Origin of the sequence: Pseudomonas sp. NFX1, from assembly GCF_051123555.1 — a bacterium.
Taxonomy (GTDB): Bacteria; Pseudomonadota; Gammaproteobacteria; order Pseudomonadales; family Pseudomonadaceae; genus Aquipseudomonas; species Aquipseudomonas capeferrum.
Genome location: NZ_CP169366.1, coordinates 4181145 through 4192583, shown reverse-complemented (window position 1 = coordinate 4192583; position 11439 = coordinate 4181145). Strand labels below are relative to the sequence as shown.

11 protein-coding genes are annotated in these 11439 nt (G+C 64.1%); 3 read left to right on the top strand and 8 right to left on the bottom strand.

Annotated features, from left to right (window positions below):
* Positions 1–142: 142 nt before the first annotated feature.
* From glpE to DJ563_RS18920, 7 genes are all read right to left on the bottom strand, one after another.
* Positions 143–472 carry a thiosulfate sulfurtransferase GlpE gene (gene glpE / locus DJ563_RS18950; RefSeq protein WP_274098377.1) on the bottom strand — a complete coding sequence of 110 codons (330 nt, stop codon included), beginning with the start codon at positions 470–472 and terminating at the stop codon, positions 143–145.
* 14 nt (positions 473–486) lie between these two features.
* Positions 487–1353: a symmetrical bis(5'-nucleosyl)-tetraphosphatase gene (locus DJ563_RS18945; RefSeq protein WP_274098378.1), complete on the bottom strand. Its 867-nt coding sequence runs from the start codon at positions 1351–1353 to the stop codon at positions 487–489.
* Entirely contained in the window at positions 1353–1733 is a 381-nt protein-coding gene (gene apaG, locus DJ563_RS18940; protein WP_033703052.1) for a Co2+/Mg2+ efflux protein ApaG, read from the bottom strand. Before apaG ends, DJ563_RS18945 begins: the two co-directional genes overlap by 1 nt.
* Positions 1734–1886: 153 nt before the next feature.
* Complete coding sequence (rsmA, locus tag DJ563_RS18935) at positions 1887–2687, bottom strand: 16S rRNA (adenine(1518)-N(6)/adenine(1519)-N(6))-dimethyltransferase RsmA (RefSeq protein ID WP_434518160.1); 801 nt, start codon at positions 2685–2687, stop codon at positions 1887–1889.
* Complete coding sequence (gene pdxA, locus DJ563_RS18930) at positions 2684–3673, bottom strand: 4-hydroxythreonine-4-phosphate dehydrogenase PdxA (RefSeq protein ID WP_033703049.1); 990 nt, start codon at positions 3671–3673, stop codon at positions 2684–2686. Before pdxA ends, rsmA begins: the two co-directional genes overlap by 4 nt.
* Positions 3670–4989: a peptidylprolyl isomerase SurA gene (gene surA, locus DJ563_RS18925; protein WP_434518159.1), complete on the bottom strand. Its 1320-nt coding sequence runs from the start codon at positions 4987–4989 to the stop codon at positions 3670–3672. The genes pdxA and surA overlap by 4 nt, the downstream gene beginning before the upstream one ends.
* Positions 4970–7810 carry an LPS-assembly protein LptD gene (locus DJ563_RS18920; protein ID WP_033703047.1) on the bottom strand — a complete coding sequence of 947 codons (2841 nt, stop codon included), beginning with the start codon at positions 7808–7810 and terminating at the stop codon, positions 4970–4972. Before DJ563_RS18920 ends, surA begins: the two co-directional genes overlap by 20 nt.
* Before the next feature lie 130 nt (positions 7811–7940).
* On the opposite strand from DJ563_RS18920, the gene DJ563_RS18915 reads away from it, so the two are divergent.
* The 3 genes from DJ563_RS18915 to DJ563_RS18905 are packed head-to-tail and all read left to right on the top strand — an operon-like array spanning position 7941 to position 10394.
* Positions 7941–8960, top strand: a complete 1020-nt coding sequence (locus DJ563_RS18915) for an aminoglycoside phosphotransferase family protein (RefSeq protein ID WP_434518158.1) — start codon at positions 7941–7943, stop codon at positions 8958–8960.
* Complete coding sequence (murU, locus tag DJ563_RS18910; protein WP_434518157.1) at positions 8957–9628, top strand: N-acetylmuramate alpha-1-phosphate uridylyltransferase MurU; 672 nt, start codon at positions 8957–8959, stop codon at positions 9626–9628. Before DJ563_RS18915 ends, murU begins: the two co-directional genes overlap by 4 nt.
* 1 nt (position 9629) lies before the next feature.
* Positions 9630–10394, top strand: coding sequence for a TerB family tellurite resistance protein (locus tag DJ563_RS18905; protein WP_033703043.1), 765 nt, complete (start codon positions 9630–9632; stop codon positions 10392–10394).
* 42 nt (positions 10395–10436) lie between these two features.
* Here DJ563_RS18905 and DJ563_RS18900 read toward each other — a convergent pair whose 3' ends face one another.
* A complete protein-coding gene (locus tag DJ563_RS18900; RefSeq protein ID WP_274098382.1) occupies positions 10437–11435 on the bottom strand; it encodes an alpha/beta hydrolase family protein in 999 nt (332 codons plus the stop codon).
* Positions 11436–11439: the final 4 nt, after the last annotated feature.

Below are 11439 nucleotides of genomic sequence, written 5' to 3'. Positions count from 1 at the left end.
TCCCCTTTTTTGGATGGCCTGGGCTTAAGGATAGTTGGTAATACGCAAGGTCAAGGGCGCGAGGCCGAGAAGTTGCTCGCGACCGTTCGTCAGGTGAGCCGCAAGCCCGCATGGGGCGCGGGCTGCAGTAAAAATGAAAAAATTATTCAGCAGAGCCTTGGGCGGTCTCGTCCGGGTAGGTGGCGCGCCACAGCTCAAAGCCGCCATCGACGCTGTACACCTCCGAGAAGCCCTGGCCGGCCAGGTAGGCGGCGGCGCTCTGGCTGGAATTGCCGTGGTAGCAGACCACCAGGGTCGGTGCATCGAGGTCGGCATTGCGGATGAAATCGGCGACCGAATGGTTATCCAGGTGGGTGGCGCCGCTGATGTGGCCGGCGGCAAAGGCCTGTGGGTCGCGAATATCGACCACTACCGCACCTTGCGCGCGCAGGGCCAGGGCCTGCTCGGGAGGGATGCGCTTGAATTCGCTCATGGGTACGGTTTCCTTCAGGGCTGATCGTTGAGTCTAGTGGGTTGTGCCGGCTTGCGTACGGTGCCGTCGTCGGCGCAGTCACAGCGATGGTATTCACCACTGTCGACGTTATAGAGGGTCATGGCACCACCCCACACGCAACCGGTGTCCAGGGCGATGATGCCGGGCTCGTCGACGCGCCCTTCAAGGGCGGCCCAGTGGCCGAAGATGACCTTCACATGCCGCGAGCGGCGGTCCTTGTGCGCAAACCAGGGCTTGTAGCCTTTGGGGGCTGTGCCCAGGCCTTCCTTGCTCTTGAGGTCGAGCTTGCCCTCGGGGGTGCAGAAGCGCATGCGCGTGAGGTAGTTGGTGATCACCCGCAGGCGCTCGATGCCGGTGAGGTTCTTGCTCCACTTGTTCGGCTCGTTGCCGTACATGCCATCGAGGTAGAGCTTGAGGCGCCCGTCGTCCCGCAGCACTTCCTCGACTTCGGCGGCAAGCTCAAGGGCTCGGCCCAGGGTCCACTGTGGCGGTATGCCGGCATGTACCATGGCGATACCGCGGGGCTCGTCGTAATGCAGCAGCTTTTGCCGACGCAGCCAGTCGAACAGCAGGTCGGCGTCTGGCGCTTCGAGGATTGCGCCCAGGGTGTCACTCTTTTTCAGGCGTTCGACGTTGTGCCAGGCGGCCAGCAGGTGCAGGTCATGGTTGCCCAGCACACACACCAGCGAGTCACGGATCGAGTAAAGGAAGCGCAGGGTTTCGAGCGACTCGGGGCCGCGGTTGACCAGGTCGCCGACCAACCAGAGGCGGTCGACGGCGGGGTTGAAGCGCACGCGTTCGAGCAGGCATTTAAGCGGTTGCAGGCAGCCTTGCAGGTCACCGACGGCGTAAGTCGCCATCAGTGCAGGGCTCCGGGTACCGCCAGGCGGAAGGGCGCGATCTGGGCATCGAAGCGTTTACCGTCTTCGGCGAACATCTGGTAGCTGCCCTGCATGGTGCCGACGCGGGTGCTGATGACCGCGCCACTGCTGTAGGTATGGCTCTGGCCCGGGTCGATGTTCGGTTGCTGGCCGACCACGCCGGCGCCGCGCACTTCCTCGACTTCGCCATCACCGTTGGTGATCAGCCAGTGTCGGGACAGCAACTTGGCCGTGACTGAGCCGTTGTTCTGCACGGTAATGGTGTAGGCGAAAGCGAAACGACTGTTTTCGGGGTCGGATTGTTCTTTGAGGTAGCGGGTCACGACGCTGACGTCGATCTGATAGCGGGGATCGGACATGCAAAGGCCTTGGGCGAACTGACGCAATAATGCAGTCTAGGCCATTGGCGGGGGGGAGGGCCAGCGGTGTGGTCGCGGGCAGGCATGTCAGCAGGGGTGGGGCGGTGCCAGCCTCTTCACGGGTGAACCGCGAAGAGGCCGGTGCAGGCGCTATCAGGCTTGTTGGTCAGCCAACTGGTCTGCCAGGCGCACGAAGGCCGCCAGGTCCAGTTGCTCAGGCCTCAGGCTGCCGTCAACGCCTGCGGCTTCGATCGACTGGCTGTCGAGCAGGCCTTTAAGGGTGTTGCGCAGTGTCTTGCGACGCTGGTTGAAGGCCTCGCGAACGACGCGCTCCAGCAGCAGGTGGTCCTTGGCCGGGAACGGCAGCACTTCGTGTGGCACCAGGCGCACGATGGCCGAGTCCACCTTTGGCGGCGGGTTGAACGCGCCAGGGCCGACGTTGAACAGGTGTTCGACCCGGCAGTGGTACTGCACCATGATCGACAGGCGGCCCCAGTCACCGCCACCCGGGCCTGCGGCCATGCGTTCGACCACTTCCTTCTGCAGCATGAAGTGCATGTCGCGGATCAGCCCGGCGTGGCTGAGCAGGTGGAAGATCAGTGGGGTGGAAATGTTGTAGGGCAGGTTGCCGACAACCTTGAGGCTGCGCGGTGGCACGCCGAGCTGGTTGAAGTCGAACTTCAGGGCGTCGCCCTGGTGCAGGCGGAAGTTGTCACGGCCGGCGAACTTGTGCTGCAGGATCGGCACCAGGTCCTTGTCCAGTTCCACCACGTCCAGCTGTGCGCCGCTGCCCAGCAGGCCCTCGGTGAGGGCGCCCTGGCCCGGGCCGATTTCCAGCAGGTGTTCACCCGCCTTGGCGTGGATGGCGCGCAGGATGCGGTCGATGATGCCGGCGTCGTGCAGGAAGTTCTGACCGAAGCGCTTGCGCGCCCGGTGTTGGTATTGCTCGTTCATGGTCGGTTCTCGGCCATCTGGTAGGCGGTTTCCAGGGCAACCCGCAGGCTGCCGGTATCAACCTTGCCGGTGCCGGCCAGGTCCAGGGCGGTGCCGTGGTCGACCGACGTGCGGATGATCGGCAGGCCCAGCGTCACATTGACGGCGGCGCCGAAGCCTTTGTACTTGAGTACGGGCAGGCCCTGGTCGTGGTACATCGCCAGCACTGCGTCGCAGTGCTCCAGATATTTGGGGGTAAACAGGGTATCGGCCGGCAGCGGTCCGCGCAGGTCCATGCCTTCGGTACGCAGGCGGGCCAGTGTCGGTTCGATGATGTCGATTTCTTCGCGGCCCAGATGGCCGCCTTCTCCGGCGTGCGGGTTGAGGCCGCAGACCAGGATGCGAGGGTTGGCAATGCCGAACTTGTCGCGCATGTCGGCGTGCAGGATGCGGGTGACACGCTCGACGCGTTCAGCGGTGATCGCGTCGGCAATCTCGCGCAGCGGCAGGTGAGTGGTCACCAGTGCCACGCGCAGGCCGCGGGTCGCCAGCATCATCACCACTTGCGCGGTGTGGGTCAGCTCGGCGAGGAACTCGGTATGCCCGGAAAAGGCAATGCCGCTCTCGTTGATCACGCCCTTGTGCACAGGGGCGGTGATCATCCCGGCGAAATGCCCGTCCAGGCAGCCAGTGCCTGCGCGGGTCAAGGTTTGCAGGACGAAGGCGGCATTGGCCTTGTCCAGCTGGCCTGCCGTCACGGCGGTGGCCAGGGGTGTATCCCAGACATACAGGCTGCCCGCAGGCGCTGGCTGGTCGGGCCAGTGGTCCGGCGCCACCGGCAGCAGGTTGACAGCCAGCCCCAGCTGCGTGGCCCGCTCGGCGAGCAGGTCACGGCTGGTGATGGCAATCAGGGGGTGGGGCTGGGCGTCTGCGGCGAGCAGCAGGCACAGGTCGGGACCTATGCCGGCTGGTTCACCGGGGGTGACGGCGAAGCGCAGGGGCTTCACTGTGGAGCCTGGTCGGCGCCAGGCAGCTTGATTTCAACGTAGGCCTCGTCGCGGATCTGGCGCAGCCAGGTCTGCAGCTCTTCGTCGTACTTGCGGTTGCGCAGCACGTTCAATGCCTGCTGTTCACGCGCCTGTTCGGTACTGTCGGTGGCGCGGCGGCCCAGCACTTCCAGGACGTGCCAGCCGTACTGGGTCTTGAACGGTTTGGTGACTTCGCCTTGGGCTGCGTTGGCCATCTGCTCACGGAACTCGGGCACCAGGCTGTTCGGGTCGACCCAGTTGAGGTCGCCGCCGTTAAGCGCCGAACCCGGGTCTTCCGAGAAGCTCTTCGCCAGCTCGCCGAAGTCTTCGCCGTTCTTGATGCGGTCGTACAGGCGCTCGGCCAGTTGCTCTGTGGCTGCGTCGCTGCGGATTTCGCTCGGCTTGATCAGGATGTGGCGTACATGCACTTCGTCACGCAGCACGTTCTCGCTGCCACCACGCTTCTCTTCCAGTTTGAGGATGATGAAGCCGTTGGGGATACGGATTGGCTGGGTGACATCGCCAGTGGCCATGTTGCTGAGCATCTTGGCGAAGTCAGGTGGCAGCTGGCCGGCTTTACGCCAGCCCATCTCGCCGCCTTCCAGGGCGTTCTCGCTGGCGGAACGGGCAATGGCCAGTTGGCCGAAGTCCGCGCCTTGCTTGAGCTGCTGGTAGACAGCGCCGGCCTGGCGGGCGGCCGCCTGGATGGCGTCGGAGTTGGCGCTTTCCGGGGTCGGGATAAGGATGTTGGCCAGGCGGTACTCTTCCGAGAGCTGCATCTTGCCCAGGTCCGAGTTGAGGAAGTTTTTCACTTCCTGCTCGGAAACCTGAATGCGCTCGGCCACACGGCGCTGGCGCACGCGGCTGATGATCATCTCGCGCTTGACCTGCTCGCGAGCGTCGTCGAACGACAGACCGTCATGGGCCAGGGCCGCGCGGAACTGGTCCAGCGACATGCCGTTGCGCTGGGCAATGGTGCCGATGGCCTGGTTCAGCTCCTCATCGGTGATGCGGATGCCGGAACGCTCGCCGATCTGCAGTTGCAGGTTTTCGACGATCAGGCGCTCGAGCACCTGTTGTTCCAGGGCGCTGGTCGGTGGCGCGCCGGCGCCACGTTTGGCGATGGTTTGCTGAACTTCGTGGACGCGCTGGTCCAGTTGGCTCTGCATGACCACGTCGTTGTCGACGATGGCCACCACGCGGTCCAGGGGTTGTACCGCGGCATGCACCGCGCCACTCAGCAAAGCGGCGCCCAGCAACACTGGGCGCAGACGATCAATAAGCTTGGTCTTCACGTGTACGGTAACCTTGAATGCCTTCGTCGAGGAAAGATTCGACCTTGTTGCCCACTACACCACCGAGGCCTTTCAGCACGATCTGCAGGAAGATACCGTGGTCGCCTTTTTCGTTCGCTGGAAGGGCTTGGCTGAAGTCGTCGTAGTCGATCCAGTAACGGTTGATCAGGCGCAGCTTCCAGCAGCAGTTGTCATACTCGAAACCGCCCATGGCTTCCAGGGTGCGGTTGCGGTTGTAGTCATGCTGCCAGCGAGCGATGACGCTCCACTGCGGAACGATCGGCCAGATGACCGAGAAGTCATGCTGCTGGATCTTGTAGTAGTCCTTGATGTAGTTCTCGCTGCCTGGCACACCGTAGTCGCCGCCGCCCACTTTCCAGGTACCGGTCTGGGAGTCGTAGGAGATGGTGTCGTTGCGGTAGCGATAACCGAGGTTGACCACCTTGTTCGGGTTGTCTTCAGGCTGGTAGTGGAACATCGCGCTGCCCGAGCGGGTGCTGCGGCTGTCCGGGTCCCAGTTGAAGTCCGAATTGAAGCGCCAGTCGCGGTTGAACGCATAGTTGTACACCAGGGCGTACGGCGAAACGTCGGCCTGCGAGTCGGCGCGGGTCTTGTAGTTGATACCCGGCAACTGGACCTTGCGATCCTTGAAGTAGTAGGCCTGGCCGATGCTGAAGCTCTGCCGCTCGAAGCCGTCGTCCTCGATCCAGCGTGTGGTCACGCCCAGCGACAGTTTGTTCTCGTCGCCGATGCGGTCGGTGCCGCTGAAGCGGTTGTCGCGGAACAGCGAGTCGTAGCTGAACAGCGTTTCACCCGAGTCGAACAGCGGGATGTCCTTCTGGTCCTTGTACGGGACGTAGAGGTAGAACAGGCGCGGTTCGAGGGTTTGCTTGTAATTTGTGCCGAACATCGAGGTGTTGCGGTCGAAATACAACCCGCTGTCCACGCTGAAGATTGGCACGTCACGGTTCACCGTGCCGCTGTAGCTGCCATAAGCTACCGGATCAGCTGCCTGCAGCCTGATAGCGTCGGCCTTGCCTTTGCTGTCCAGGTCGAGATCGTAATGGGTGTAGGCGTACTTCAGTTTCGGCGTCAGGTAGCCGTAGCTGGCTTCCATCGGCAGGCTGATCGAGGGTGCGAAGTTCAGACGTGTGCCGTTGGCACGGGCAATACCGGCAATGTTCTGGTCAAGCCGTCGGCCGCCCAGCACTTGCCCGGTAATCGGGTCCCTTACAACGCCTGCTGTCGTGTCTGGCACGCCGTCCTTGTTGAATACCAGGTCGTCTTTCAGGTCACGATCAAAGCGAACCGCTTCAGTCTCATAAGCAAGGTTCAGCCCACCCGGCTCGAACGGCAGCTTACCGTTGAAGGTGATCTGCGGCAGGCGGTCATACGGCGTGATCTGCGAGATGGTCGCCATCTCGTAGGCATGCACGTTCAACCGCGCGGTGTAGCTGTCGCCACGGTAGGTCAGGGCGCCCTGCTGGTTGAGCAGGTCCTGGGTCTCTACGCCGATCTGGTCGGATTCGAGGTCCTGGAAGTAGAACGGGTCGCTGATGTCGGTGTAGTCCACCTCGGCCATCAGGCGCTCGTCCAGGCCACCCTTGTGCTGCCAGTTGACCATCCAGCGCTGTTCTTTGTAGTCAGTCTGGTCTTTACGGTCGTCGTTCTTGTCGTTCAGGTACGCGCCGCCGAACTGGCCTTCGCTGGACGGGGTCAGGTAACGGAACTCACCTTCCATCAGCAGGCCGCGCTTGGTCATGTAGCGCGGGTACAACGTGGCGTCATAGTTGGGCGCCAGGTTGAAGTAGTACGGGGTGACCAGCATGAAGCCGGTGTCGCTGCTGCTGCTGAACGAGGGCGGCAGGAAGCCGGACTGGCGACGGTCGTCGATCGGGAAGTAGATGTACGGTGTGTAGAACACCGGGAAATCCTTGACCCGCAGGGTGACGTTGGTCGCCGTGCCGAAACCGGTGGCCGGGTTCAGGGTGATGTTGTTGCCCTTCAGCTGCCAGGCGTTGCTGCCCGGTTCGCAGGTGGTGTACGTACCGTCCTTGAGACGGATGATGGCGTTTTCGCCACGCTTGGCGTACAGGGCGTTGCCGCGGATATGCGACTTGTGCATCACGTATTCGGCGTTGTCGACCTGGGCTTCGCCCGTGTCGAGCTGGATCTGCGCCTCGTCACCGACCACCAGCGAGCCGTTGTCACGGATCTTGACGTTGCCCTTGAGCTCGCCACGGTTCTCGGTCTGGTAGAGGTTGGCCTCGTCGGCCTCGGCCTGCATGCTGCCCTGGCGCATCACCACGTTACCGGCGAGGGTAGCGATCTGCTGCTCCTGCTGGTACTTGGACACCTTGGCATTGATGTAGGTCGGCGACTCGTCCTTGGGCGTGGTGTCGGCCATGCCAGGGCGGGTCGGCTCGATGTACGCGCCACCGCAGTACGGGCCGGTTTCGGCCAGTTGGGCGGCGGTAAGCTTGTCACGCGGGACCCAGTCGAGGTGGCTGTAGTCTTCGCTGCGCGACTTCAGGCCACGGCCCTTGGCCTCGGTGACCAGCATCGGCTTGTCCGCGGTTTCGGCTTCGCCTGCCTGGGCTTCGGTACCGGAACTGAGGGCAGCACCCTCGTGCACCGGACGCGGCGGAAGGTTGTTGACAGGCGCCTTGGGCTTGCAGTCCCAACCACCGGAGGCGGACACTTGGCAGTCGAACTGTTCGGCTGCCACGACGTACGACGTGGCCAGAGGTTGCAGGGCCAGCAAACCGCCGGTGACCAGCAACGGAAACTTTCTACGAAACGCGGGGGATTTCAATGCCATCTTATTAGTCCGGGCTTCCTGCGTGCCATCTGCCCGCGTGTGGGGCCGCACGCCTCTCGATGGTCTGAAAAAGATGCTGGATAATAAAGCATGACCCGCTTGACGGCTAGGGCCGTCGGAGACCCTTGTAATGCCTGATCACGATGTACGCTTGCAACAACTGACTGTCTGGCTCGATGAGCAGCTCAACACTATTTTCCAAAACAACGCCTGGGGCGAAGTGCCAGCAGGCAGCCTGACTGCCGCCAGCAGCGATGCGAGCTTCCGCCGCTACTTCCGCTGGCAGGGCGCAGGCCATAGTTTCGTGATCATGGATGCCCCCCCGCCGCAGGAAAACTGCCGACCGTTCGTCGCCATCGATCACCTGCTGGCCAGTGCCGGCGTGCACGTGCCGGTGATCCATGCCCAGGACCTGGAGCGCGGTTTCCTGCTGCTGGGCGATCTGGGCCACCAGACCTACCTGGACATCATCGATGGCCAGAATGCCGATGGCCTGTTCAGTGATGCCATCGATGCGCTGCTGGCGTTCCAGCGCCTGCCGATGGACGCGCCACTGCCGAGCTACGACGATGCCCTGCTGCGCCGGGAAGTCGAACTGTTCCCCGAGTGGTACGTCGGGCGAGAGCTTGGCCTGGCCTTCAGCGAGGCTCAGAAGGCTGCCTGGCAACGTGTCAGCCAGGCGCTGATCGACAGTGCCCTGGCCCAGCCCAAGGTGCTGGTGCACCGCGACTACATGCCGCGCAACCTGATGCACAGCACGCCAAACCCAGGCGTGCTGGACTTCCAGGACGCAGTCTACGGCCCGGTCACCTACGACATCACCTGCCTGTTCAAGGATGCCTTCCTCAGCTGGCCGCAGGCTCGGGTAGACGGCTGGCTGCGCGACTACTGGCAAAAAGCGCAGGCTGCCGGTATTCCCGTGCAAGCCGATTTCGAGGCATTTCAGCGCGCCAGCGACCTGATGGGGGTGCAGCGTCACCTCAAGGTGATCGGCATCTTCGCCCGCATCTGCCACCGTGATGGCAAGCCGCGCTACCTGGCGGACGTCCCGCGATTCTTCGCCTATATAGATGAAGTGATCGGTCGCCGCCCCGAATTGGCGGAGCTGGGCGAGCTGATTGCCGAACTCAAGGCCGGAGCACAGGCATGAAAGCGATGATCCTGGCAGCGGGCAAGGGCGAGCGCATGCGCCCCTTGACCCTGCACACGCCTAAGCCACTGGTGCCGGTAGCAGGCCAGCCGCTGATCGAGTACCACCTGCGCGCCCTGGCGGCAGCCGGTGTTACCGAGGTGGTGATCAACCATGCCTGGCTGGGCCAGCAGATCGAGGACCACCTGGGTGATGGCAGCCGTTTCGGCCTGAGCATCCGCTATTCGCCTGAGGGCGAACCGCTGGAAACCGGTGGCGGGATCTTCAAGGCACTGCCGTTGCTGGGCGCGGCGCCGTTCCTGCTGGTCAACGGTGACGTCTGGACCGACTACGACTTCACCCGCCTGCAGGCGCCGCTTGCGGGCCTGGCGCACCTGGTGCTGGTAGACAACCCAGGGCATCACGACCGTGGCGACTTCCGCCTGGCTGGCGCGCAAGTGCTGGATGGCGATGAAGCGCCGGGTACCTTGACCTTCAGTGGCCTCTCGGTGCTTGACCCCGCGTTGTTCGAGGGTTGCCAGCCGGGGGCTTTCAAGCTGGCGCCTTTGCTGCGCCAGGCCATGGCGGATGGCAAGGTCACGGGTGAGCACTACCGTGGCCATTGGGTCGATGTCGGCACGCTGGAGCGCTTGGCCCAGGCCGAGCGCCTGATCGGCGAGCGCGCCTGAGATGTGGTGGCCTAGCACGGTGATTGGTGCCGGCGCCGGTTTTGCCGTCGCCAGCATCCCCGGCGCCTTGCTCGGCGCTCTGCTCGGGCAGGCCATGGACCGGCGCCTGCGGGTGCGTGGCTGGGAGGACATGCGCGAGCGCCTGGGCGGGCGCCCGGCCCTGCGCGACGAGGAGTTGCTGTTCGTGCTGCTCGGCAGGTTGGCCAAATGCGATGGGCGGGTGGCAGAGCAGCATATCCAGCAGGCGCGCCAAGAGATGGTACGCCTGGACCTGGCTGAGGCGGCCCGGCTGCGGGCCATTGCCGCGTTCAACCGTGGCAAAGCCGGCAAGGACCGGCTGGCCGGCCATCTGCGCCGTATCCGCCAGCAGCCGCATGCTGCAGAAGGGACCTTGCGTGCCTGTTGGCGCATGGTCTGGGCCGATGGCAAGGTTGGTAGCAAAGAGCGCGAGATGCTGTTGGATTGGGGGCAGAAGCTGGGTTTGAGCCGGCGCCAGGTGCAAGCCATGTCGCTGGAGTACGAGCCGCGCAAGGCAGGGCTGGACGGTGGCACCATGACCTATGCGGCGGCCTTGCGACTGTTGGCGGTCGAGGCTGATACCGAGGGCGACAAGGTCAAGCAGGCCTATCGCCGGCTGATCAGCCGGCATCACCCGGACAAACTCGCGGGTAGCGGCGCTACGGAAGCTCAGGTGCGCGAGGCGACCGAACGGACCCGTGAGTTGCATCAGGCGTATGGGCTGATTCGCAAGCGGCGGGGGTTGTAGTCAACAGCCGAGGGCCGCACTACGGCCCCCGGCGGCTTGTAATCAGTCTTGCGGGTTCAGCCACCCGCGCACCCGGCGGAACAATTGCTCCTGTTCAGCGGCCTTGTTACCGGGCATGGCAATCAGCGACAACTGCCGGTACTGGCTGTCCTTCTGCCGCTTGCTGGCCTGCAGGCGCAATACTGCAGCACGGCGATCACCGGTGCGGGTGGCGTAATACAGGTCGGCGGTCGGCACCTTGAGAGTGGGGGCCAGGCTTTCCAGGTCATGTTCCACCCGTGCCGGCGTCTGCGCGGCGACCATCACCAGTTTCTGCACCTGTGCGGGTTGCTTCTCGCTCAGGTAGCGGGCCGCCCAATACGCGCCACTGCCATGGCCGATCAGCACGATGCTGCGCGCGTCATGCTGTTGCGCGTAGGCCACCGCAGCGTCGAGGCGGGCGAAGATGCGTTCGGCATCGGCAGGGTCGTTCTGCTCGCTTGCCTGCTCGGCGTCGGTGCTTTCTGCGGCATCGGCATCGGCGGCTGTCGCCTGGGCGACGTTGGCGTTGGCATCGGTCGGGGTGTCCTTGGCTGGCGCACTTTCGCCGTTGTCGTTGGCCGGCGCCTCGGTGGGCTTGGCTTCAACCCGCGCCTGCGGGCTGTCGGCGAGCAGGTCGGGCAAACTTACGCTCAGGCTGTGCCAGCCGACGTCGGGGAACTTGCGCCGCAGCGGGCCGACGGCGTTCGGCCAGTCAGCCGTCTCACCGGCACCGGGCACGATGATCACCGCACCTTGCGGGTCGTTGCTGTTGGCCGGTTTCCACAGTGCCAGAAAGCGCTCGGCGCCTGCCTGCAGGGTTTGCTGCTCGGCCTTGGGCACCAGGCGCTCCAGGGCCTGGGCGTCTTCCTGGCTGCGTTCCAGCAGGGGTGGCCGGGTGGCCTCGACGGGCGCGGCTTCGGTGGCGGTGGAAGGTTTTTCAGCGTCGGCGGCCATGGCGCCGAGCGGAAGGATCGAGGCGAGGCAGCACAGTGCCAGCGTCGTGCGATAAAGTGTGGACATGCGT

Excerpts from the sequence above, each read along its gene's own strand:
- murU (WP_434518157.1), top strand. The coding sequence starts at position 8,957 with ATGAAAGCGATGATCCTGGCAGCGGGCAAGGGCGAGCGCATGCGCCCC.
- DJ563_RS18920 (WP_033703047.1), bottom strand. The coding sequence starts at position 7,810 with ATGGCATTGAAATCCCCCGCGTTTCGTAGAAAGTTTCCGTTGCTGGTC.
- DJ563_RS18905 (WP_033703043.1), top strand. The coding sequence starts at position 9,630 with ATGTGGTGGCCTAGCACGGTGATTGGTGCCGGCGCCGGTTTTGCCGTC.
- apaG (WP_033703052.1), bottom strand. The coding sequence starts at position 1,733 with ATGTCCGATCCCCGCTATCAGATCGACGTCAGCGTCGTGACCCGCTAC.
- rsmA (WP_434518160.1), bottom strand. The coding sequence starts at position 2,687 with ATGAACGAGCAATACCAACACCGGGCGCGCAAGCGCTTCGGTCAGAAC.
- glpE (WP_274098377.1), bottom strand. The coding sequence starts at position 472 with ATGAGCGAATTCAAGCGCATCCCTCCCGAGCAGGCCCTGGCCCTGCGC.
- DJ563_RS18915 (WP_434518158.1), top strand. The coding sequence starts at position 7,941 with ATGCCTGATCACGATGTACGCTTGCAACAACTGACTGTCTGGCTCGAT.
- DJ563_RS18945 (WP_274098378.1), bottom strand. The coding sequence starts at position 1,353 with ATGGCGACTTACGCCGTCGGTGACCTGCAAGGCTGCCTGCAACCGCTT.
- DJ563_RS18900 (WP_274098382.1), bottom strand. The coding sequence starts at position 11,435 with ATGTCCACACTTTATCGCACGACGCTGGCACTGTGCTGCCTCGCCTCG.